The organism is Pseudomonas sp. (genome assembly GCF_036404235.1).
Classification (GTDB): Bacteria; Pseudomonadota; Gammaproteobacteria; order Pseudomonadales; family Pseudomonadaceae; genus Aquipseudomonas.
This window is the reverse complement of record NZ_DASWOT010000092.1, coordinates 1-22,991: the sequence shown is the minus strand read 5'-3', so window position 1 is coordinate 22,991 and position 22,991 is coordinate 1. Positions and strand designations below refer to the sequence as shown.

Genomic DNA, 22,991 nt, shown 5'->3' with positions numbered 1-22,991 from the left:
CGCCCGCTCACCGTTTCCAGCAGTTCGTAAGGCAGGTGAGCCCAGCGCGCGGTCATGAAGTCGATGGTTTCCACGGCGCGCAATGCAACGACCCATGCGTAACGCCGACCATCACCCACCACACCCACAGATTTAACCGGCTGGAACACCACGAATGCCTGGCTGACTTTGTGGTACCAATCGGCTTTGCGCAGTTCTTCAATGAAGATGTGATCCGCACGACGCAGAATGTCGGCGTATTCCTTCTTCACTTCACCCAGGATGCGTACGCCCAGGCCCGGTCCCGGGAATGGGTGGCGATATACCATGTCGTACGGCAGGCCAAGCTCAAGACCCAAACGACGAACCTCGTCCTTGAACAGTTCGCGCAGTGGCTCGACCAGTTTAAGGTTCATCTCGTCCGGCAGACCGCCCACGTTATGGTGCGATTTGATTACATGGGCTTTACCGCTCTTGGCGCCAGCGGACTCGATGACATCCGGATAGATGGTGCCTTGAGCCAGATACTTAATGTTGTCCAGCTTGCAGGACTGGGCATCGAACACATCGATGAAGGTTCGGCCAATGATCTTGCGCTTTTTCTCTGGGTCGCTTTCGCCTGCCAGATTGTTCAGGAACTGATCTTCGGCATTGGCGCGTATGACTTTGACGCCCATGTTCTCGGCGAACATGGCCATCACCTGCTCTCCTTCGTGCAAGCGCAGCAGACCGTTATCGACGAACACGCAGGTCAATTGATCGCCAATGGCCTTATGCAGCAATGCCGCGACCACAGACGAATCAACGCCACCGGACAACCCCAGCAGCACGTTGTCAGTACCGACCTGAGCACGAATTTGCGCAATGGCGTCGTTAGCAATGTGCGACGGTGTCCACAACGCTTCGCAACCGCAGATGTCGAGGATGAAGCGCGAGAGGATACGACCGCCTTGCTTGGTGTGGGTCACTTCCGGATGGAATTGCACGCCGTAGTAACCGCGCGTGTCGTCGGCCATGCCAGCAATCGGGCAGCTCGGAGTGCTCGCCAGCAAATGGAAGCCTTGCGGGATTTCGGTCACTTTGTCGCCATGGCTCATCCACACATCAAGGCCGAAAACGCCGTCGGCATCGACGTGGTCTTCGATGCCATCAAGCACGCGACTCTTGCCAACCACGTCAACACGGGCGTAACCAAACTCACGTAGCTCTGAGCCTTCAACGCGGCCGCCCAACTGCTCGGCCATGGTTTGCATGCCGTAGCAAATACCGAAGATCGGCACGTTGAGATCGAACACAGCCTGAGGTGCCCGTGGGCTGTTGGCTTCATGCACGGATTCCGGGCCGCCAGCGAGAATGATCCCGCGCGGTGCGAATTCGCGAATCGCCTCATCGTCCATGTCGAACGGATGCAATTCACAGTAGACGCCGATTTCCCGCACGCGGCGGGCGATCAGTTGGGTGTACTGGGAACCGAAGTCGAGGATCAGGATACGGTGGGCGTGAATGTCGAGGGCCATGGGAGGACTCTAGATAGAGCAGCTTCAAGCCTCAAGCTTCAAGCTGCAAGGTGTTGGGGGCTGCAGATCTGTAACGACAGCCCTGCGAAGGCGCTGCCGCTACTGATCGCTTGTAGCTAATAGCGTGTAACTTCCCGCTGGAGGCGTCAGCCTACCCGATAGTTCGGCGCTTCCTTGGTGATCTGCACGTCGTGGACGTGAGACTCAGCCATGCCGGCACCGGTGATACGCACGAATTCAGGCTTGGTGCGCATTTCTTCGATATTGGCGCTGCCGGTGTAACCCATGGAAGAACGCAAACCGCCCATCAGTTGGTGAATGATGGCGGCCAACGAACCTTTGTACGCGACACGACCTTCGATACCTTCCGGCACCAGCTTCTCGGCACCGTCGGAAGAATCCTGGAAGTAGCGGTCGGAGGAGCCCTGCGCCTGGGACATCGCACCGAGCGAACCCATGCCGCGATAAGCCTTGTACGAACGGCCCTGAAACAGCTCGATTTCGCCCGGTGCTTCTTCAGTACCGGCGAACATCGACCCCATCATCACGCAGCAAGCACCCGCGACGATGGCTTTGGACAGGTCACCGGAGAAGCGTATGCCGCCGTCAGCGATCAACGGTACGTCGGTGCCTTCCAGCGCTTCAGCCACGTTAGCAATGGCGCTGATCTGCGGCACGCCAACACCGGCAACGATGCGCGTGGTGCAGATGGAGCCGGGACCGATACCGACCTTGACGCCGTCAGCGCCGGCTTCGACCAACGCACGGGCCGCAGCGGCGGTGGCGATGTTGCCGCCAATGACCTGGACATCAGGGAAGTTTTGTTTGACCCAGCGAACGCGGTCGATCACACCCTTGGAGTGGCCGTGTGCGGTGTCGACGACAACAACGTCAACGCCGGCGGCGACAAGCGCTGCAACACGTTCGGCTGTTTCTTTTCCGGTACCGACCGCTGCGCCAACCCGCAGACGACCTTGATCGTCCTTGCTGGCCAGTGGATAGGCTTTGGATTTTTCGATGTCCTTGACGGTCATCATGCCCTTGAGCGCGAACTTGTCGTCGACGATCAGTACTTTTTCCAGACGGTGTTTATGCAGCAGGTCGCGCACTTCGTATTTATCGGCACCTTCACGGACCGTGACCAGACGCTCTTTAGGCGTCATTACTTCACGCACCTTGGCGTTCAGTCGCGTTTCAAAGCGCACATCACGCGACGTCACAATGCCGACGAGTTCGCCGTCATGCAGGACAGGCACACCAGAGATATTGTGTTGGCGAGTCAGCTCGAACAGATCGCGAACGGTGGCGTCGGCCTCGATGGTGATCGGGTCCTTGACTACGCCTGCTTCGAACTTCTTGACCTTGCGGACTTCAGCAGCTTGCTGCTCGATGGTCATGTTCTTGTGAATGATCCCGATGCCACCTTCCTGAGCCATGGCAATTGCCAGACGGGCCTCAGTGACGGTGTCCATCGCGGCAGAAACAAGGGGGATATTCAGTTCGATGCCACGGGTCAAACGGGTTTTCAGACTGACTTCGTTGGGAAGCACCTCGGAATAACCGGGCACTAGGAGAATGTCGTCGAATGTAAGGGCTTCTTGACTGATACGCAGCATCGCGGGGGCTCCCGAGCGGGAAAATGGAAGCGCGCCATTATACCCAGACAGGTACCTGTTCTCAATGTAAAGATCAGTCTATTTAATAATTGAGGATGATCGACGCGATCTATCGCTTATTACATCTGAACAACAGACTTTATAACCGGACTTTGACGAAAGATACCGGGCGATCCAGTCGTTCGGCGAAGTCATCCAGAAAACTCTGTTTGAAACCCGCCTCCAGCCAGTCGTTGAAGATGAAACCCAGATTGGAAAAGCCACAGGGATCGAGGAACAGAAAGCCGTTGATGTCGTCTTCATGTCGGCATTCAGGGCAGATGAAGTTGTCAGTATGCCCCGGCATCCACTCCTCCAGACTGTCGAACAGCGCCTCGCCGATCTCCCGACGGCATTGCGGGCAGCCCGCTTCTTCGACAAACCCTTGTTGCGGGGTGTAGATGCAGCGCTTGAGCACGACCTCCAGACCGTTGATAGCGTTGCCATAAGGCAGCGCATCAGGATGCTCGACGAAGCGACGCGCACCAGGTGCGATGGCATAGGCCATTTTGTTGTAGCCGCGTCCGCAGGTGCTCAGCGTTTCTTCAACCACATCCAGTTTGACCAGCCAGCGCAGGATCGCCCTGGCTTTCGCTTCGCGAGCAGGAAAGCTGGATATCTGCGGGACGATGATGCTTTGGGTATTCATGGACGGGCCTGCTGCTGACGATCATTGAAAGGCGGCAGCTTAACGCCGCCGTCGACGAGATCAAGTTTAGCAATCAGGTCGCCAGGTAACGGCCAATCAGCGTAATGCCGCTGATCAGCACCAGCCAGGTCACCAGCCGTACGAACATTTCCCGCGACAATCTCATGACCAGCCTGCGACCGATCCAGGAGCCAACGATCATCGCCGGGAAGATACACACCGCAAGCAACAGAAGGGATATCTGAGCGTACACGCCTGTGATCACGAACAGACTCAAACGAACGATGGTGCTGCAACTGATCAATGCGTTTTGTGTGGCGCGCGCCTGATTTTTGTCCGTCAACCGGCCGTTCAGGTAGATCGCATAAAGGAAACCGCCACTGCCAAACAACGCGCCGAACAGCCCGCCCATGGTGCCCATGGGAACCGCCCAACCGGCTGACAACTGAGTCGGACGAACTTTGATCGCCAGGCTGTAAACCGAGTAAGCAATCAAGAACACCCCCATCAACAGGAGCAAGAGGTCAGACTTCAGATTGAGCAAAAAGACCACCCCAAGCGTGCAGCCCACGGCCATGCACGGCACCATCCGCAACAATTCCGATTTGACCACCATTTGCCGGGATGGCAGCAGATGACTGAACGCGGCGATAAAATCGAGCAGCACCAGCAAAGGGATAATCCGCGACAGGGGCATGAAATGGATGAGCACTGGGCCCGCCACCAACGCGGTGCCGAAACCGGCAATAGCGAACACCAGATAAGCTGCGATGACAGCCACTTCGATGACCAGCCAGTCCAGCGGCGTAAAACCTAATTGACTGAACTCAACCAACAATCCGGCAACGGTCACAGCACCTCCCTATTGAACTGATGATCGGAAATTTTGGCGCAGACTTTAACCAGTCATCGGCTATTTATACAGGGGGAGAAATGACCCATAGCGGCGAGGTATCGACTTGTTGGCAAAAAACTGCCTCGGTGTGTCAAGCACACCCTACCTCACGAGCACGTTCACTTGCGTATCAAACATTCAATAAGCGATTGATTTAACAGCCTATCAACCTGCTGGAGACGCTGGGCGAAGGGTGACCTGCTGCAAAAATTGCAGCGTGGACAACTTCAGCGCTTGCCCATAGACCGGCGAGTCCCGGCGGGCGCTGCGCCCGGACGTTTTTCGTGGTTTGACTTGCCGCCTTTCTGATACCAGCCTTGTTCTTTCTTTGCCTGTAATAGCTCGCCCGGTTTAAAGGGGAAACCAAACGCCGGGATATCGGCCTTGTTTTCAATAGCCGATGCCGCGCTGTCGACGGTCTCGGGAGCAGGCGTGTGTTCAGAAGTGGTCATGAAAGCTCCAAAAGTCACGAAACGGTCGACAACAAACGGGCGAACGCCCAAAAGGTCGCGCAGCATACCTGAATCGCCCTTCGCCTGCCTGCGCCCTCACACCCTCTCATCGGGTCTGGTATCCATGTTCACTTATAAAATAAATCCACCATCACCTCGGCCTCGAACGGTCCAGGTTTCGGCTTTTCAGTTTGCCAGACCAACTCGGCGTTGAAGTCCGCTGTCGCTGAATAGTTTTCACCCAGTAGATCGCTCAGGTGAAACGGCTCGTTATAACGCAGGGGCACGCCATTATTGGCGTGGGTGATGCGAATACCGATGCTGTCGTTATTCACTGGCACCAGCACATCGCCAGACAGCACGCCAGAGACCGGCGTGAAGCGGGCATCCAGGCTAAAGGGCGAATCGCAAATCCTGCTGGTTGCCAGCGCAAAGCGGCGAACGTCCGCGACTTTACCCACTTGCACATCCCGGATGCTGACCTGACCGAACTCGACGACATCGGGCATCACACGCAACTCAGCGTCGCAGGCGATGAAACGTAATCCGGACAGATTGTTGATCACATAATTGAGGTTGTTGACGGGAAGCGGATTCATGCCCAGGGCGCTGTCGAGTTGGAACATTCGATAATCCGGCAAATCGCTCGCAACACCTGAGTCTGGTGTCGGGCCGAATTTCTGAATGAACATCGAGAATGGCAAATTGAAACTGACTTTGGGGCACGCGCCAATGTTGGATTCGTCTTCCTGGCAGGCAGGCAAAAACTGCTGAGTACCGATACGCCCCTGACTTTGCATGTAATCCACACCATTGAGCGTCAACCCCGCGCGGATGCCCTGCCCCACCTGAAGATTTTCCGGGTTCAGGTAAACGGAGACCTCCTCGACGATTCCCGGCTGACCATCCTTGGCACATTCAACCGCGATGTTCAGTCGTTCGGATCGCCACACTACAGTGCCGTCTGCAACGGACGCAGGAATGGCAACTGAACTGTCGAGGTCAGCGCGGATCACCGTTTCGCCTGAGCCTTGAGTTTTGCACACCATTGCGACCGCACTGACAGGCGCAACAAGCAGCGCGAGCCCTATAAAACCCACCCCGCAGGTAGACAAAAAAAACTTCATATTCAACATTTCCCTTTCAATGGATGCGCGTTGTGGGTCGTCAACTGCGCAGCCGGAGGCTGGTCGCCATTCAACTCAACGCAATAACTGCGCTGACCGCCGTAATCGGTCAGCGCCTTGAACGAAAGCCGTGCAGCGCGCAGGCTCCTGGCAAGCGGCACGGATATCGCCTCACCGGGCTTGATCAGCAGGTGATCACTGACTTGCAGGCCATCGAGTTGCAGCGCCAGTAGCGACACATGAAACAGCGTCGGATTACGCACTCGCAGATAAAACTCACCGCGCAAGCCCTCTGCCAACTGCCATGACAGCGTTTGCGCCGCATCGGCCGGATCGCCGCGCAGCCCTGCCGGTCGGTAAAACACATTGATGCGCTGGCGGACAGCGATAGTCAGTTGCTGCTGTGCCTCACTGCGGCGCGGGATTTCCATGACATACAGATACAACAAGGACTCGCGGTCGGTCGGCATTCCCACACCCTCATACAACAAGCGCAGCGACTGCTTACCCTGCGCCCGCAGGTACACCAGATGCGGGGTGACCACAAAGGGCAGGTTATCGGGAGTCGCGACCTGCCCTGGGTCATCGCTCAGCCAGGCCTGCAACAGGACCTCCTTATCCCCACGATTGCTGGCCTCGATGCTCACTTCGCGAAACTTGCCATCGAAAATCAACCGAGTCCCTGCCAGCGAAACAGCGCCCAGCGCGGATGCGCTGAACAACAGGCCAAGGCACAACACCCCATATATGTGTCGCAATCGGATCATTGGCACACCACCTTGAGCCGCTCATAGGTTCGCTGCGGGTCTTTGGGCGGCAGGCTATACGCTGCGTGACACTGCTGATCAGCCCAACTGACACTGAGCTCACCACTGTCCTCTTCACTCAGGACCAGCGCGCGGCTGGTGGGATCGACCGACGCCAACACTTTACCGTGCCCGTCCTCTACCACCGCACCCAGCGGCAGCTTGCTGCCATCGGCACGCACCAATTCGAACTGCACTCGCCGGCCGACAGAGGCCTTGAACGTGACCAAAGGCATCGCTCCGCGCCGTGGCACGATTTGCGTCACTGCGTTTTCCAGCTCAACGTCCGCACCCAATTGACGAGTGTCGAGGCTGATCCAGTTGGTCCGGTAAGGTTGTGCGTAAGGTAAAACCGCGTAGCCATTACTCGCCGTCTGGACATTGCTGTAGTTGGTCAGCTTCGCGCCGCCAACGTCTTTCACTTGAATCAGCGCGAAGGTTTCGCCCAGCGTCTGACCCAAATTGACCCCTCCCGCATGCGCCACCACTGAGCCCGCCGCGCCAGCAGAGAACGCACGGTACTGCGCGCCCTGGCCGTAGCTGGCGTCGAAACGTCCATACGGTGTCGTGGTGTTGAGCTTGCCGAAACCCGAGGAGCCTGAACGATTGTCATGCCCAGCCTGAACGGAATAGAACGTGTCGCGATCATCTAAGAACTGACCGCTGAGCCCACTTTGCGCGTTGTAGTTGCCAGCGCCGTCGCGAAAGGCATTGAAAGACATTCGAGAAGCGCCAGGATTGCCACCCAGCGGCAGGCTGACAGTGAGTGCGATGCGATTGTCGGTTTCACTGTGTCCGCTGCGGTCAAATGTTTGATTGCTCTCCACCGACACGTTGTAACTGAGCGAGCGCCATGTTGAGTTATATGACGCATACAACTGCCGCGTCTTACCCGTCATGTCCCAATAACGCTGCTCCGACCCCGTCAGCGTCAACGAGCCAAAACCCTCGGGCAGTGTCTGGGTCACGTTGAGTTCCAGTCGATCCTTGGCGCGTCCAACACCGTAATGGCTTGCGCGCGCGTCCAGCTCATCGACGTGCTCGTCCAACGTTCTGTATTGGTCGGTTGAATAGCGATAACCCGCGACCGCAAACGTGGTGTGGGTCAGTTCAAGGGTGTTGGCATAACGCAGGCGTACGCTTTGTCCGCTGCGGGTTTGTGCGCGTTGTTGACTGATCGAATGGGTCAGGTCTGCCGACACAGCGCCAAGCCCGGTGTTGATACCGGCGCCCAGGTTCGCGGCCTGATAAGCCTCAGCTATTTGCAGACCGCCAAAACTCGTCACCCGATCGGTCAGGCCGTAGATCAGCGTGCCACTGGTAAAGCGCGGCGCGACGCCCGTGTCGTGATTGCTGTCGTATTTCCCCACTGCCAGGCTGTAGCGAAACGCACCAGCCGGCACCATGATCGGCAACGATGCAAAGGCTTGAACGAACACACGCTTGCGGCCATCAGCTTCGATCACGGTGACTTCCAGATCCCCGTTTGAGCCGCTTGGATAGATATCCGATATTTCAAAAGGGCCGGGGGAAACATTGCCGCTGTAGAGCATGAAACCGTTTTGCCGGACCTCGACAGTGGCGTTGGTTTCGGCGATGCCACGAATGATCGGCGCATAAGCGCGCTCGCTGTCAGGCAGCATGCCGTCGTCGGAAGCCAGCGTCGCACCGAGAAACCTCACACTGTCGAAAATCTGCGAATCGGTGAAGATTTCGCCCAGCGACAGTTGACTGCTGAGGGCGGTGATATCTCGCTGGGCAAAGGTACGATTGCTGCTAAACCGATAAGGCTGGTTGTCTCCATAAATCAGCGACGATTCATTGCGCAAACGCCATGCGCCAATATTCACGCCATTGCGCAGCCCCAGGTAATACTGGTCGACACTTTGTCCACGGCTGCTACGTCGCGAGCCGCTGAAGTTGTAATTGATAAAAGCTGCTGTTTCGCCTTCGTCCCACAACTCAGGTGCGACATAGCCCCTGGCACTACGGGACATCACAGCCTGCGGAACGCTGATGTTGAGTCGCAAGTTATTAGGCTGGTAATCGATCCGGGCAAACTCGACCTCGGCAGGCAGATCGAAGCACGCAAAAGGCTTGTTGACTGCCCCCGAGCCACTCCCTGTTTCACCCAGCCGCTTCAGGTCCAGACCGAACTGCGAAAGCATGTCCAACGTCAAGCAGGGTTCAACGATACCGGTGACCGGATTTGTATTGAAAACAATGTCTCGCCGGCCACTCAAACCGCGATTGAGGAAAATATCTACGCGATAGGTGCCGGGCACCACGCTATTGCCGTCCAGAAACGCTTTGAGATCGGGCGGTTGGTCGCTGCCCTGGATGAAGGCGGTATTGAATCGCACGTGAGCAGGCGCGACGTTCTGTTTGGGGGATTGATCGGCCATTGCCGCAACCGGAAGGGCTATCGCTATGCTGGCGGCGGTAGCCATGAACAGCGGCATTGCGGCTCGACCGGCCGAGCAAGGACCTTGGCGCAATACGCTTTGTCTGCCGGAGAGCGCCAGCCTGGGATCGTTCCCTTGTTATGTTTGTCTCGCCGTTCCATTGACAGGTATCACTCGATTTCGGAGTTTCAATGCGCAGTCGATTCCTTTCGCTCGGCGCACGAGGGTAGAGCCGGAATACACCGGCTCGAAAAAAAGAAAAACGGAAATCCTGCGTAGCGCTCAGCGGCTAGTCAGGAGGCAGGGACGGCCTTTGCGGCCACATTCGTGCGATCACTGAAGACCGCGGCGTGATAAGGCACTTGTGCGCCAAAATCATTGATGCTGATGAAGCTCAGACTCGTCGCGGCACCGTCAGCAGGTCGTTCGAGAGGCAACCGCACACGCTGCAACGGCGCCAGCATTCGACTACCCTCCTGGAGCAAGCGTGTTGCGCCCTGTTGCACTCCGATGCTGATCATCGACACGTGATAAGGCGTGGGGTTACTGATTTCCAGCACGCGGTTATCGGTGAGCCGCCATTCGAGCTTTTCGGCAGCATCCAATGGATCGCCCTGAAGCCCGACGGGACGAAAGAACACCTTGATGCGCTGCCGAATCGCAATTTGCAGGACGTTTTCATCAGCGGTCTGCGGTATTTCCTGAACATTGAGCCAAAACACCGACTCCCGATGCTGCGGCAGGCCGCTGCCTGCATAAATAATGCGCACCAACTGCTTGGCATTGCCTGACATGCGTGCAAGGGCAGGCGTAATCACAAACGGCAGGCTACCCGCGTCGGCGTTTTCAATATCGGTTTCCAGCCATGACTGCGCAAGAATCTCACTGGCGCCGCTGTTATAAATGCCCAGGCTGACTTCTTTGTCCTTGCCCGGATAAATGACCCGCGTCGTATTGAGTACCACGCCCGCCTGAACAGTGATCGCCAGCGTCATACCCAGCAACAGGGCACAGCAGCGGATGAAAATAGAGAGCATGAGGGCGTTCGCCTTGGATCTCAGGAGAGGGGGCGGAACGAGGCGTACTCGCTCCGCCTGTTGCATTATTCGTAATCGAGTACGAAAGGCAGGAAGCCGTCGGCGTTACCTGGGTTAGTGGGGCTGGCTGAGCCATTCAACGCGTACACTGCAGCAAAGTTGAGTTCAGCAGTCGCGCCATCGGTGCCTTGACGAACCAGAGCAGCGTCGATAGTTTCGTTGGCACTCAGGTCCATGAACTGGTTTGAGGTGTTCAGCAGCGCGATGCCCACACCGTCAGCCGCTCCAGTGGTGCGCAATAGTGTTGGATCGCTGTTATCCTGCCCGCTGCCATCGCGAGAGAGGAAACGCATTTTGACGGTATTGTACTGAGCGGCTCCCGCCGTACAGTTGACCAGTAGCTGGATCTGCGAAGCGGTCTCGATCTTGTTCTCCGATGGCCGACCAATGTCGGAAAACGACACATTGCCCAGATCAACGTTGATATCGCCAGGATTGCTGCCAGCGCTTGCGCCAGAGCCGGCGCCGATATCACAAGAGATGTTAGTGAGGGTACCGTTAAAAACCAGTTTCCCGTTGTTTGCAGCGTTGGCGGTGCCTGCGACGCCCAAGCCCATCGCAGCCAATATAGCCAGAGGAAGACAAATCTTTTTCATGCTAACGACAATCCTTGTATTCATTCGTGTGTGCCCTCAGTGGACGCCAAGAACTATAAGCGGATGTCTTTTTAGCGGATGTCAGGATGATTACTTAGAGGGTTAAGAATCGACAGTGGCGAGTGCCAGACGTTTCCGTAGGAATAAGTAGAACCGCCCTGAACACAAGGTAATTCAGGGGTTTCAGAAAATCAGCAGAAAATAGTGTGGGTAGGATGTTGCATCTGTTTCTGTCGGTCGACGCCTAGCAGAAGGTCAGCACTCTCTGTTGGCAGGCCGTACGCACGCCACCGGCCCTCCAGGAAAAGCAGGTGGCATCCAGTGAAATTGGGTTAAGGCAACTTACTGATAAGTCAGCATGAGGACACCTGCACGCGCCGTAATAACGGTGGAAGGCTGTTCGATGTAGCGCGCCACTAACGGCAAGTATTTTTCACCACAGGCGTTGCGCACAGTACTCACGCTAAGGGTGATCAGCGCATTGACCCTGACCAGATGAAAGGCCTGCTGCCCCGGGCCCAATGAAGTTTGTGCGTCGCATCCGGCATTGACTATGCGCCCTTGCAATGCCAATCCTCTTTCACTGGCGGTTACGGCCCCCGCCCATAGGCAAACTCCGATAACCGCGACTGAAAAGAACATCGGAACCGTCTTTTTGACTTCCATCGCTGCACTCCAGAGTGAAGGGACTCGCCTATGAGATTAAGTCGAGCCTAAGGCCGCTTGCCAGAATTCACGACGATTCGTGTAGGACATATCCCAAGCATGAGAGTAGTCCCTGATCGACATCCGTGCTTTTCTATCTGGGTATCGACCTTCTGACGCTTTCCTTTACGACCCTTCGTCCATCCCCCGGACTTACTGACAATTCTGACAGGTAGCAGTCACGTTGCTGACCGGGTAGAGGCGTTATAAAGAGACTCCCATTTTGCTGTCCTACCCATCCGCTGGCGTTTACTTTGTATGCACAAAAAAACACAGTTTTTTGTTATAGCCGCCAGTGTTATGGCGCTGATAGTGATCGGAACCTGGACTTACACCCGGCCAGCAACTGTTAAGGTCAGCGCACCGGTCGCGATACCCGTACGCGTGGTGAAGGTCGTGAAGGAGGATGTGCCGCGCTTCGTCACTGGCATCGGTTCTGTACTGTCATTGCAAAGCGTGATGGTGCGGCCTCAGGTGGATGGCATCCTGACAAAACTGCTGGTCAAGGAGGGGCAGCAGGTCAAAGCGGGCGATTTGCTTGCCACCATTGATGATCGTTCGATCCGTGCAGCGCTTGAGCAAGCCAAAGCACAGCTGGCACAAAGCCAGGCACAACTGGATGTGGCTCAGTTGGATTTGAAGCGCTACAAACTGCTCACTGTGGACAACAGCATTTCTAAGCAGCAGTACGATCAGCAACAAGCGCTGGTCAATCAGTTGAAGGCCACCGCAGCCGGTAATCAGGCCTCGATCAATGCTTCACAGGTTCAGCTTTCCTACACACAGATTCGCTCACCTGTGACGGGGCGGGTCGGTATTCGTAATGTGGATGAGGGCAACTTCCTGCGCGTGAGCGACGCCCAAGGTTTGTTTTCGGTGACACAGATCGACCCCGTGTCTGTCACCTTTTCGCTACCGCAACAGATGCTTCCTACGTTGCAAGGCCTGATCACCGCCAGCACCCCGGCATCGGTCAAGGCGTATCTGGGTGAAGGCGCGACAGGCACGCTGCTCGGCGAGGGCAAATTGACTCTGATCGATAACCAAGTGGTCGCAGCAACGGGCACCATTCGCGCCAAGGCGCAATTTCCCAATCCACTGGAGAAACTTTGGCCCGGGCAACTGGTGACCGTGAAGATCCAGACCGCCCTCGACCGCGACGCGCTTAAGGTTCCTGCGCAAGTGGTGCAACGCGGTGCCGACCACCACTTCGTTTACCGGGTCAAAGGTGACAGTGTCGAAATCGTGCCGGTCAAGGTGCTGTATCAAGACAGCGATCTGGTGCTGATCAGTGGCGTCAACGCCAACGACGTTCTGGTCAGCGACGGGCAGTCCAGGCTCAAGGCGGGCTCACACATCGAAGTCGTCAAGGCACCGACCGACGAGGCCCTGGCTGATGCGGCGGAGCTCAGTAAATGAAAGGACAAGGTTCGATTTCAGCATGGTGCGTCAACCACCCGGTTGCCACTGTCCTGCTAACCTTCGCCTTGGTATTGCTGGGGCTGATTGCCTTCCCTCGGCTGCCGGTCGCGCCACTGCCGGAGGCCGAGTTCCCGACGATTCAGGTGTCCGCGCAACTTCCCGGCGCCAGCCCGGAAACCATGGCCTCTTCGGTCGCGACACCGCTGGAAGTGCAATTCAGCGCTATTCCCGGCATGACCCAAATGACCTCCAGCAGCGCGTTGGGCTCAACCAACCTGATCCTGCAATTCACCCTCAACAAAAGCATCGACACCGCCGCGCAAGAAGTTCAGGCGGCAATCAACACCGCAGCAGGCAAATTACCCGCCGACCTACCGAACCTGCCCACCTGGCGCAAAGTGAACCCTGCCGACAGCCCCGTGCTAATCCTCAGTGTCAGCTCCACTCTGATGCCAGGAACCGAACTCAGTGATGTAACCGAGTCGCTACTCGCCCGCCAGTTGAGCCAGATCGATGGCGTCGGGCAAGTCAACATCACCGGCCAGCAACGCCCAGCGATTCGCGTCCAGGCGTCTCCAGACAAACTCGCATCGATCGGTCTGACGCTGGCCGACCTGCGTCTGTCCTTGCAGCAGACCAGCCTGAACCTGGCCAAAGGCGCGCTGTACGGCAAAGACAGCATTTCGACCCTCGCCTCCAACGACCAACTGTTTCAGGCCAAGGACTACGAGCAACTCATCGTGTCCTACAAAGACGGCGCGCCGGTTCATTTGCAAGATGTCGCGAAAGTCATCAATGGTTCGGAAAACGCCTACGTCACGGCATGGTCCGGTACTCAGCAGGGCGTGAACATCGCAATTTCCCGCCAACCGGGTGCGAACATCGTCGAGACAGTAGACCGCGTCCTCGCAGCGCTACCCCACCTGCAAGAGATGCTCCCAGCATCAGTGGAGGTCTCGATCCTCAGCGACCGGACCAAAACCATTCGCGCGTCGCTGCATGAAGTAGAAATGACGCTGCTGATCGCGGTGCTGCTGGTGATCGCCGTGATGGCGCTGTTCCTGCGCCAATTGTCGGCAACCTTGATCGTCACGGCGGTGCTCGGCGTTTCACTGATCGCCAGTTTTGCGCTGATGTACGTCATGGGGTTCAGTCTGAACAACCTGACATTGGTGGCGATTGTGGTGGCGGTCGGCTTTGTCGTGGACGATGCGATTGTGGTGGTGGAGAACATCCACCGTCATCTTGAAGCCGGCGACAACATGCGCGATGCAGCCATTAAGGGTGCCGGGGAAATCAGCTTTACCGTGGTGTCCATCAGCTTCTCGCTGATTGCCGCGTTCATACCGTTGCTGTTCATGGGCGGCGTGGTTGGACGGTTGTTCAAGGAGTTCGCGCTGACCGCGACCTCGACCATTCTTATATCTGTGGTGGTGTCGCTGACCCTCGCCCCAACCCTCGCTGCGCTGTTCATGCGCGCGCCCAAACACGACCCACATGCCAAACCGGGTTTCGGCGAACGCCTATTAACACGCTATGCCCGTGGGGTGCGTTTTGCTTTGGCCCATCAACGCTTGATGCTCGCAGTGTTCAGCCTGACGCTGATATTGGCCGTGGCTGGCTATGTGTTTATCCCCAAAGGGTTCTTTCCCGTACAGGACACCGGCATGGTGCTTGGCACCAGCGAAGCAGCGGCCGATATTTCTTATCCGGACATGGTGGAGAAGCATAAGGCCATCGCAAAAATCATCGGTGCAGACCCAGCGGTCAAAGCGTTCTCGCATTCAGTCGGGGTTAGCGGCAACAACCAGACCATCGCCAACGGCAGGTTCTGGATTGCCCTGAAAGATCGCGGCGACCGAGATGTATCGGCCAGTCAATTCATTGATCGGGTACGCCCAAAACTGGCGAAGATTCCGGGCATCGTTCTTTACCTGCGGGCAGGTCAAGACATCAACCTCAGTTCCGGTTCAAGTCGGGCGCAATATCAATACGTGCTCAAGAGCAACGACGGGCCGCTGCTCAACCTCTGGACCCAGAAGCTGACCGAAAAGCTGCGCGCAATCCCGGCCTTCCGAGACCTGTCCAACGATTTGCAGCTGGGTGGCAGCGTGACCCACCTGGACATCGATCGCAGCGCGGCCGCGCGTTTCGGCTTGACCACCAGCGATGTCGATCAGGCGTTATATGACGCATTTGGTCAGCGCCAGATCAATGAGTTCCAGACTGAGATCAACCAGTACAAGGTCATTCTTGAGCTTGATCCGCAACAGCGCGGCAAAGCCGAAAGCCTGAATTATTTCTACCTGCGCTCGCCTCTGACCGGTGAAATGGTGCCGCTCTCGGCGCTGGCGAAAGTCGGCGCACCCGTGATGGGGCCACTGTCTATTTCCCATGACGGGATGTTCCCGGCCGCCAACCTGTCGTTTAACTTGTCCCCCGGCGTTGCCTTGGGTGATGCGGTACTGTTGCTCGATCAGGCGAAAAACGAAATCGGCATGCCGGCGTCGATCAACGGAAACTTCCAGGGCGCCGCGCAGGCGTTCCAGAGCTCGCTGGCCAACCAACCGTGGTTGATTCTGGCCGCGCTGGTGGCGGTGTACATCATCCTGGGCGTGTTGTACGAAAGCTTCGTACACCCACTGACGATTATCTCCACCCTCCCCTCGGCAGGCATTGGCGCACTGTTGTTGCTGTGGTTGATGGGGCAGGACTTTTCCATCATGGCCTTGATCGGCATCGTATTGCTGATTGGTATCGTCAAGAAGAACGGTATCCTGCTGGTCGATTTTGCGCTGGAGGCCCAACGCCACCGCGGCCTTAGCGCCCAGGATGCCATTTACGAAGCCTGCCTGACGCGATTCCGCCCCATCATCATGACCACCCTGGCGGCATTGCTCGGTGCATTGCCGCTGATGCTCGGCCATGGCGTCGGCGCCGAAATGCGTCAGCCGCTGGGGATCGCCGTGGTGGGTGGCCTGCTGGTCAGCCAGGCATTGACCCTGTTCACCACCCCCGTGATTTACCTGCAGTTGGAGCGGCTGTTCCACCGTTCCCACCCCAACCCTGCATCGACACCCACATCGATGTCGACAAAAAGACCTGCAGCTACGCTGATAACCGAAAAGTGAGAATGGACCGATGCGCGTCCTGATTATCGAAGACGAAGAGAAAACCGCTGACTACCTGCATCGCGGGCTGACCGAGCAGGGCTATACGGTCGACGTTGCTCGCGAAGGCATCGAGGGCCTGCATATGGGGCTGGAGAGCGAATACGCGGTGATCATTCTCGACGTCATGCTGCCAGGACTGGACGGCTTCGGCGTCCTGCGCGCCTTGCGCGCGCGCAAGCAAACGCCGGTGATCATGCTCACCGCGCGGGAGAACGTCGATGATCGTATTCGCGGCCTGCGCGAAGGTGCTGACGATTATCTCGGCAAGCCGTTTTCGTTTCTTGAACTGGTCGCACGCCTGCAAGCGCTGACCCGTCGTAGCGGCGGCCATGAGCCGGTCCAAATCAGCATCGCTGACTTGTGGATTGACCTCATCAGCCGCAAGGCCACGCGTGCAGGCGTGCGTTTGGACCTGACCGCCAAAGAGTTTTCGTTGCTCAGCGTGTTGGCCCGTCGGCATGGCGAAATTCTGTCCAAGACATCGATTGCGGAAATGGTCTGGGACATCAATTTCGACAGCGATGCCAATGTTGTCGAAGTCGCGATCAAACGTCTGCGCGCCAAGCTTGACGGGCCATTCGAACAAAAACTACTGCACACCATCCGTGGCATGGGTTACGTGCTGGAGAGCCGTCGTGTCGACTAATTCCATCGCCTTGCGCCTGAGCGGCATGTTCGCACTGGTGGCATTGCTGGTGTTTGTACTGATTGGCTCGGCGCTTTACATCCAGGTCGACAAAGGCTTGGGGCTGCTGCCCGAAGCCGAGATCGATGCGCGTTACAGCGTGCTCGAATCAGCGGTCACACGCTACGGTAATCCAGAGCACTGGGCGAAGATCAACGCCAAGTTGCGCCTGCTCAGCGAAGAAGACAAACGCCTGCGGTTCTGGGTCGTCAGCGACAACCCAACTTACGAATTCGGCGACCCTGACGCTGCCATTCGCGCCTTCGCCAATGGCCCGCTGGGTATGCGAGACCTAACGCTTGACGACCACGACTATCCCTTCAAGGTGCTGGTGAGCCAATTCCCGGCCAAGGATCAACGTCCACCGCTGCGCTTTCTGACGGCCATCGACACTGAGACGTTTTGGCAGACGCAACACTCGCTGCTGATTGCATTGATCAGCCTGGCCGCCATTGGCATTGCGCTGGCGTCCACGCTGGGTTATTGGGTAGCGCGCATTGGTTTGAAACCGCTGCGAGATCTCTCTCACAAAGCGCGCAAACTCGCGCCGCCACGATTATCCGGACGCCTCCAGCTCTCCCCGCTGCCACCGGAGCTGGACGAATTCGTCTCCTCTTTCAACTCAACCCTGGAACGGGTCGAGCAGGCTTATTCACGCCTGGAGTCGTTCAACGCAGATGTCGCCCATGAGTTGCGTTCACCGCTGACCAACCTGATTGGTCAGACGCAAGTGGCATTAACCCGAGGACGCTCCGCCGATCATTACTTCGAGGTCCTGCAGTCGAATCTGGAAGAACTGGAGCGGCTACGTTCGATCATCAACGACATGCTGTTCCTCGCCAGTGCCGACCAAGGCAGCAAGGCTACGGAACTGACCAACGCCTCACTGGCTGAAGAAGTCGCTACCACGCTGGATTATCTGGATTTCATTCTCGAAGACGCTCAGGTGCAGGTCGAGGTTCGCGGCGACGCTAATGTGCCGATCGAAAAAGCGCACCTGCGCAGGGCCCTGATTAATTTGCTACACAATGCCGTCCAGCACACAAATGCAGGCCAGGTGATACACGTCAATATCCATACCGAGGGTGATCGTGTGAGTATTGGCGTAGCCAATCCCGGCAGTGCGATTGCACCTGAACATCTGCAGAAACTGTTTGAGCGGTTTTATCGGGTTGACGCTTCGCGCAGTAACAGCGGCGCAAACCATGGGCTGGGGCTGGCAATCGTTAAAGCCATCGCACTGATGCATGGGGGCACCGTGTTTGTGTGCAGCAAAGACGGCATCAACACATTCGGCATCAACCTCCCCTTGTGAGCAGGTGCATTTCGGCGCTACTTCCCACACCATTTCGAGAAACGCCGGACTTGAATAAGTCTCTCAAAGTATTTCTAATTACGCCACTTCGAATTATAAGGTTATAAACACCTCAACCACGAACGTTGAATATTGTTTATGGATTTATAAAAGTCTTTGTAAATCAAATAACTGGACATCTCTTTGCCCCAAAATGATTTGTTAGTCTCATCGCTTGATAGCGCAAGGCTCGGTTCAAAGTCTTGGTCTCGCTCAAAAAACATGCTGATGTCCGGCAGTTTTTTCGCAGTTTTAGCGATCCTTGCCATTGTCACGTCGCTATTGATCCGTGAATACAGCAACGCCAGGGATACGGCCGTTCGCTCGGCCAATAACGTCGTGCAACTGATCGATGCCGACGTACAGCGCAATGCCGAGCTATACGACACTGCCCTGCTGGGCATGATTGCTGCCTCGCAACGGCCAGACTTGAAGAGCATTTCGCCGACGTTGCAGCACTTGATCCTGTTTGATCGCTCCACTGCCGCGCCTTACAAGGGCGACCTTTTGCTGCTGGATCAGAATGGAGACATCCTGGCAGACTCCACCTCAATCACGCCGCGCAATGACAACTTCTCCGACCGCCCGCACTTTCAGCAACACCGCGACAACCCGTCACTGGAGCTGAGCATCGGCGGGCCGTTCAAATCGCGGTGGGGCTTCAAGGACTGGTGCATCAGTTTCAGCCGGCGCATCCCCTCCGACGACGGCAAGTTCGTCGGGATTGCCACGGCGGCCATGCGCCTGAGCTACTTCAATCGACTGTTTAGATCACTGGATGTCGGGAACAGCAGCTTCATTAATCTGATCAACATCAACGGCTTGGTGCTCGCCCGGCAGCCCGATGAACCTGGCAAGGACTATGTCGGCCTGGACTTCAGCAATGCGCCGAACTTCCAGCGCATTCTCAAGGAGGGCACCGGGAGTTTTGCCGCAGTGGCCAGCATCGACAAAGTTGACCGGATCTACACGTTTTCACGCGTCGGGAATCTGCCTCTGATTGTGGTGGTGGCACAAGCGCGCGAGGAGGTTTATGCGGTCTGGAAACGCAATGCACTGCTGGTCGGCACCGCGACCAGCATTCTCTGCCTGGGCATTTTGTGGCTGTCGTATCTGCTGGGCAAACAACTGCAACTGCGCCAGCAAGCGGAACAGGGGCTGGCTAAGCTGGCGTCAACCGACGCGCTGACGGGGCTCGCCAATCGCCGACGTCTGGATCAACTGTTCAAGCAGGAATGGGCACGAGGGTTACGCTCAGGACAGCCTTTGTCTCTGTTGATGATCGATATCGATCACTTCAAAGCATTCAATGACCGTCATGGGCACCATGGCGGCGACGAGGCGCTGCGTAATGTTGCTCACGCAATAGCGGCTACGATACGTCGCCCTGGGGATCTGGCGGCACGTTATGGCGGCGAAGAGTTTTCAGTGGTTTTACCCGAAACAGGTCTGGAGGGAGCAAAAGTAATCGCCGAAAAAATTCGCCAGGCTGTCGAAGCACTGCCCCGCTTCCCCAATGACGAATGCTCGATAACTATCAGCATCGGCATAGCCTCAATGACGCCTAAACTACTTGGAACACATGACGTACTTTTCGATATTGCTGATAAAGCGCTGTATCAAGCCAAGGAAAACGGTCGCAATCGGGTTGAGTTCGCCGTTCAGCAACCTGAACAGCAGTCATAAAAAACGCCGAACAGGTCGGCGTTTTTCTATGACTGCTGATCAGCTCACGCGACGGACGCTGTCGCGCAGGGCCTTCACTTTATCGTGATTGGCCTGAGTGCCTGCCAGCTGACGCTGGATCAGACTGGTGACGCTCACCGGGAGATTTTTCTCAACAGCTTTCTGCTGGGCATCTTTATAAGCTTTCAGCGCATGGTCTTCACCGCGCTCAACTTCGTTGAGCACCGCTTCATCGCTTTTGCCGGTGACTGCAGATTTCAGCTCAACCCACAGACGATGGATACCACCTGTTGCGCTGGACGAAGTTTGCGGATCGCCACCCAACGCACGGACTTCAGCTTGTAGTTCACGTACAGCCGTCGCGCATTCAGCGGAACGGGACAGGAAGTACGCCTTGATTTCAGGATTTTTGACGTCTTCGGCGCTGGTATGAAAACCCTTTTCACCGTCGATACTGGTCTCGATCAAGTCATTGAGTACCGAGATTGATTCTTTGTTGATATCGGTCATTTTTCATTTCCTTACTGGCAGGTTGATCAAAGCGTTAAATTCTAGAAAAGAGGTCTATTTCCTCTCCATGCCTTGACTATTGCAGCGTGCGTGCCAGTTATTTACCGAAATAAAAACATTAACTATCAATAAGTTATATTTATCAATACACAGCCTGACCAAGCTTTCTGCATGATCTGTCAATTGGCATCGTTGCAGAATGCACGTATCTTTTCGGTTCACTCAAACGGACAAACGGCGCCCATGGATCCTGAGAAACTCAAACTTCTGGTCACCCGCGAAATGCCCTATGGCAAGTACAAGGGTCGATTGATTGCTGACTTGCCAGGGCAATACCTGAACTGGTTTGCCCGCGAAGGGTTTCCCAAGGGCGAGTTGGGCAGCTTGCTGTCCTTGATGCAGGAGATCGACCACAACGGCTTGTCCGGGCTGCTCGACCCTTTGCGCACGCGCCCTCGCCAGCCGTTGCATGACAAACCCGTCAAGACCACCATTCGCTTTTCCGACAGGGACGACTAGCAAATGCCCGATGCAATACATACCGGCTCAGCGTCGAGCGTCATCGAACGCGCCAACGATGAAGTCTTCTGGCAGCAGGTCGCGGCTCAATACGATGTAGAACCCGGCCCGATGAACTTCGAATATGGCTATTTCGGCCGCATGACCCGCAAGGTGCTGAAGAACTACGAGCAAAATCTGGCGTACGTGAACCGCAGCAACTCGGTGTACGTGCGCCAGCAATTCGATGCGGTGGACAGCGAGGTCATCAGAGCGCAGCTGGCAGACCTTGTGGGCGCCGCCAAAGGTGAGGTTGCGATCACCCGCTGCGCGTCAGAATCCTTGCTGTCGTTGATTCGTAACTACAACGAGTTGCGCCCTGGCGATCAAGTACTGATCAGCGATCTGGACTACATCAGCGTGCAGACTGCCATGCGCTGGCTGGTGAAAAATCGTGGTGTAGAGCTGATTGAAATCCAGCACACACATCCTGCCAGCTTTGATTCGCTGCTCGATACCTACCGCCATGCCTTCGAGAACCATCCTCGCCTGAAACTGATGGCGCTTACCCACGTTACCCATCGCACGGGGCTGGTGATGCCTGTCCAGGCGATTGCTGCGCTGGCAAAACAGCACGGCGTGGACGTGATACTCGACGGGGCCCACGCGCTGGGCCAACTGGATTTCAAACTTGATGAGCTGGGTGTGCCGTTTGCCGGCTATAACTTACAGAAATGGATCGGCGCACCGTTAAGCCTGGGTTTCATTTATGTGGCCGAAAAGCGCCTGCAGTCCATCGACCCGGACATGGGTGATGAGCGATATCCACTCGACGACATTCTTTCCCGCGCACCTTACGGCACGCCAAATATCCCGGCGCTGATGACGTTGCCAACGGTTTTTCAGGAGCATCGTGCGCTCGGGGGGGCCGCCGTGAAGGGAGCGCGACTCGCTTACCTGCGAAACCTGTGGGTCAAGCCAGCCAGAGAGATCGAGGGCATCGAGGTGCTGACACCAGATGATCCTCGACTGTACTGCGGCATCACCGCGCTACGTTTTACCCACCACGCCGATCAGCAACTCATGATTCAGCGGTTGCTGGATGAGTATGGGCTGTTCACGGTCGCGCGTAACGGCTCGGCGTGTGGGCCGTGTATTCGAATCACCCCCGGTTTCACCACCTCCACAGCGCACGTAGCACAGCTGATACAGGCGCTACGCGATCTGGCTTGATCCGCACTTATCAGGCAGTAAAGCGTGTAGAAATGCGATCACTGACAATAAAGTCCAGTTGCAGGCGTGCCGGCGAATTGACCAGCACACAGGGTAGCTTTCAAACCTGGACTATCGCTTTCACGAGCAAGCGTCGATTCAACAAGGCCCAGGGTTGATCAGCTCCACACAGCGCAGCAGCTCAGTCAAACAATGCAACGGCCTCGGCCGTGGCGTCGGTGATACGCCCCCAGTCGCCGTTCTTCACCCAAGCGTTGTCGATCATCCAGGTCCCGCCGACGCACATCACGTTCGCCAGCGCCATGTAGTTCTTGAGGTTGGCGGCGCTCACACCACCTGTGGGGCAAAAGCGCACTTCCGGGAACGGACCGCCCAACGCTTTGATTGCGCCAACCCCGCCACTGATTTCCGCAGGGAACAGCTTAAAGCGACGATAGCCCAAGGCATAACCGATCATGATTTCCGACGCGCTGCTGATGCCTGGCAACAGTGGCAACTTGCTATGAACCGCAGCTTCCAGCAGATCGTGCGTGCTGCCTGGGGTCAC

The 22,991-nt window shown here is 56.6% G+C and carries 19 protein-coding genes and 1 pseudogene; 7 read left to right on the top strand and 13 right to left on the bottom strand.

The annotated features are described in order from the left end of the window. From guaA to VGC62_RS11300, 11 genes are all read right to left on the bottom strand, one after another. On the bottom strand, nt 1-1,496 hold a 1,496-nt coding region (guaA, locus tag VGC62_RS11350), incomplete at its 3' end, for a glutamine-hydrolyzing GMP synthase (protein WP_331187173.1). 146 nt (nt 1,497-1,642) lie between these two features. After that, a complete protein-coding gene (guaB, locus tag VGC62_RS11345) occupies nt 1,643-3,112 on the bottom strand; it encodes an IMP dehydrogenase (protein WP_331187172.1) in 1,470 nt (489 codons plus the stop codon). Nucleotides 3,113-3,251: 139 nt separating this feature from the next. Continuing rightward, the gene (locus VGC62_RS11340; RefSeq protein WP_331187171.1) at nt 3,252-3,800 is read right to left on the bottom strand and encodes a sugar ABC transporter ATPase; all 549 of its coding nucleotides are present in this window, start codon (nt 3,798-3,800) and stop codon (nt 3,252-3,254) included. Nucleotides 3,801-3,873: 73 nt separating this feature from the next. Next, nucleotides 3,874-4,653, bottom strand: coding sequence for a sulfite exporter TauE/SafE family protein (locus VGC62_RS11335; RefSeq protein WP_331187170.1), 780 nt, complete (start codon nt 4,651-4,653; stop codon nt 3,874-3,876). Nucleotides 4,654-4,922: 269 nt separating this feature from the next. After that, nucleotides 4,923-5,147 carry a hypothetical protein gene (locus VGC62_RS11330; RefSeq protein WP_331187176.1) on the bottom strand — a complete coding sequence of 75 codons (225 nt, stop codon included), beginning with the start codon at nt 5,145-5,147 and terminating at the stop codon, nt 4,923-4,925. 128 nt (nt 5,148-5,275) lie between these two features. Next, nucleotides 5,276-6,196 (bottom strand): fimbrial protein, encoded by a 921-nt coding sequence (locus VGC62_RS11325; protein ID WP_414705784.1) that lies wholly within the window; start codon nt 6,194-6,196, stop codon nt 5,276-5,278. 80 nt (nt 6,197-6,276) lie between these two features. Beyond that, nucleotides 6,277-7,041 carry a molecular chaperone gene (locus VGC62_RS11320; protein ID WP_331187168.1) on the bottom strand — a complete coding sequence of 255 codons (765 nt, stop codon included), beginning with the start codon at nt 7,039-7,041 and terminating at the stop codon, nt 6,277-6,279. After that, entirely contained in the window at nt 7,038-9,530 is a 2,493-nt protein-coding gene (locus VGC62_RS11315) for a fimbria/pilus outer membrane usher protein (protein WP_414705783.1), read from the bottom strand. Before VGC62_RS11315 ends, VGC62_RS11320 begins: the two co-directional genes overlap by 4 nt. 248 nt (nt 9,531-9,778) lie before the next feature. Beyond that, nucleotides 9,779-10,522: a molecular chaperone gene (locus VGC62_RS11310; protein ID WP_331187167.1), complete on the bottom strand. Its 744-nt coding sequence runs from the start codon at nt 10,520-10,522 to the stop codon at nt 9,779-9,781. Between the two features lie 65 nt (nt 10,523-10,587). Next, nucleotides 10,588-11,178 carry a fimbrial protein gene (locus VGC62_RS11305; RefSeq protein WP_331187166.1) on the bottom strand — a complete coding sequence of 197 codons (591 nt, stop codon included), beginning with the start codon at nt 11,176-11,178 and terminating at the stop codon, nt 10,588-10,590. Between the two features lie 342 nt (nt 11,179-11,520). Further along, nucleotides 11,521-11,844, bottom strand: coding sequence for a hypothetical protein (locus VGC62_RS11300; protein ID WP_331187165.1), 324 nt, complete (start codon nt 11,842-11,844; stop codon nt 11,521-11,523). A gap of 339 nt (nt 11,845-12,183) precedes the next feature. Between VGC62_RS11300 and VGC62_RS11295 the strand changes: the two genes are divergently transcribed. From VGC62_RS11295 to VGC62_RS11275, 5 genes are all read left to right on the top strand, one after another. After that, nucleotides 12,184-13,302 carry an efflux RND transporter periplasmic adaptor subunit gene (locus VGC62_RS11295; protein ID WP_331187174.1) on the top strand — a complete coding sequence of 373 codons (1,119 nt, stop codon included), beginning with the start codon at nt 12,184-12,186 and terminating at the stop codon, nt 13,300-13,302. Then, entirely contained in the window at nt 13,299-16,436 is a 3,138-nt protein-coding gene (locus VGC62_RS11290) for a multidrug efflux RND transporter permease subunit (protein WP_331187164.1), read from the top strand. Before VGC62_RS11295 ends, VGC62_RS11290 begins: the two co-directional genes overlap by 4 nt. Nucleotides 16,437-16,446: 10 nt before the next feature. Beyond that, on the top strand, nt 16,447-17,124 hold the full coding sequence (locus tag VGC62_RS11285; protein ID WP_331187163.1) for a heavy metal response regulator transcription factor: 678 nt from the start codon (nt 16,447-16,449) through the stop codon (nt 17,122-17,124). Then, complete coding sequence (locus tag VGC62_RS11280) at nt 17,114-18,478, top strand: heavy metal sensor histidine kinase (RefSeq protein WP_331187162.1); 1,365 nt, start codon at nt 17,114-17,116, stop codon at nt 18,476-18,478. The genes VGC62_RS11285 and VGC62_RS11280 overlap by 11 nt, the downstream gene beginning before the upstream one ends. 261 nt (nt 18,479-18,739) lie before the next feature. Further along, a complete protein-coding gene (locus VGC62_RS11275) occupies nt 18,740-20,203 on the top strand; it encodes a sensor domain-containing diguanylate cyclase (protein WP_331187161.1) in 1,464 nt (487 codons plus the stop codon). A 39-nt stretch (nt 20,204-20,242) separates the two neighbouring features. On the opposite strand, the gene VGC62_RS11270 is transcribed toward VGC62_RS11275, so the two are convergent. After that, complete coding sequence (locus VGC62_RS11270) at nt 20,243-20,713, bottom strand: PA2169 family four-helix-bundle protein (RefSeq protein ID WP_331187160.1); 471 nt, start codon at nt 20,711-20,713, stop codon at nt 20,243-20,245. 243 nt (nt 20,714-20,956) lie between these two features. Between VGC62_RS11270 and VGC62_RS11265 the strand changes: the two genes are divergently transcribed. Further along, a complete protein-coding gene (locus VGC62_RS11265; protein ID WP_331187159.1) occupies nt 20,957-21,232 on the top strand; it encodes a DUF3820 family protein in 276 nt (91 codons plus the stop codon). A gap of 3 nt (nt 21,233-21,235) precedes the next feature. After that, complete coding sequence (locus VGC62_RS11260) at nt 21,236-22,444, top strand: aminotransferase class V-fold PLP-dependent enzyme (protein WP_331187158.1); 1,209 nt, start codon at nt 21,236-21,238, stop codon at nt 22,442-22,444. A 181-nt stretch (nt 22,445-22,625) separates the two neighbouring features. Here VGC62_RS11260 and VGC62_RS11255 read toward each other — a convergent pair. Then, a pseudogene (locus VGC62_RS11255) lies at nt 22,626-22,991 on the bottom strand (keto-deoxy-phosphogluconate aldolase); the annotation flags it as partial.

Coding starts and splice junctions, on each gene's coding strand:
- guaB (WP_331187172.1), bottom strand. CDS start 3,112: ATGCTGCGTATCAGTCAAGAAGCCCTTACATTCGACGACATTCTCCTA.
- VGC62_RS11340 (WP_331187171.1), bottom strand. CDS start 3,800: ATGAATACCCAAAGCATCATCGTCCCGCAGATATCCAGCTTTCCTGCT.
- VGC62_RS11330 (WP_331187176.1), bottom strand. CDS start 5,147: ATGACCACTTCTGAACACACGCCTGCTCCCGAGACCGTCGACAGCGCG.
- VGC62_RS11325 (WP_414705784.1), bottom strand. CDS start 6,196: ATGGTGTGCAAAACTCAAGGCTCAGGCGAAACGGTGATCCGCGCTGAC.
- VGC62_RS11320 (WP_331187168.1), bottom strand. CDS start 7,041: ATGATCCGATTGCGACACATATATGGGGTGTTGTGCCTTGGCCTGTTG.
- VGC62_RS11315 (WP_414705783.1), bottom strand. CDS start 9,530: ATGGCTACCGCCGCCAGCATAGCGATAGCCCTTCCGGTTGCGGCAATG.
- VGC62_RS11310 (WP_331187167.1), bottom strand. CDS start 10,522: ATGCTCTCTATTTTCATCCGCTGCTGTGCCCTGTTGCTGGGTATGACG.
- VGC62_RS11305 (WP_331187166.1), bottom strand. CDS start 11,178: ATGAAAAAGATTTGTCTTCCTCTGGCTATATTGGCTGCGATGGGCTTG.
- VGC62_RS11300 (WP_331187165.1), bottom strand. CDS start 11,844: ATGGAAGTCAAAAAGACGGTTCCGATGTTCTTTTCAGTCGCGGTTATC.
- VGC62_RS11295 (WP_331187174.1), top strand. CDS start 12,184: ATGGCGCTGATAGTGATCGGAACCTGGACTTACACCCGGCCAGCAACT.
- VGC62_RS11290 (WP_331187164.1), top strand. CDS start 13,299: ATGAAAGGACAAGGTTCGATTTCAGCATGGTGCGTCAACCACCCGGTT.
- VGC62_RS11285 (WP_331187163.1), top strand. CDS start 16,447: ATGCGCGTCCTGATTATCGAAGACGAAGAGAAAACCGCTGACTACCTG.
- VGC62_RS11275 (WP_331187161.1), top strand. CDS start 18,740: ATGCTGATGTCCGGCAGTTTTTTCGCAGTTTTAGCGATCCTTGCCATT.
- VGC62_RS11270 (WP_331187160.1), bottom strand. CDS start 20,713: ATGACCGATATCAACAAAGAATCAATCTCGGTACTCAATGACTTGATC.
- VGC62_RS11265 (WP_331187159.1), top strand. CDS start 20,957: ATGGATCCTGAGAAACTCAAACTTCTGGTCACCCGCGAAATGCCCTAT.
- VGC62_RS11260 (WP_331187158.1), top strand. CDS start 21,236: ATGCCCGATGCAATACATACCGGCTCAGCGTCGAGCGTCATCGAACGC.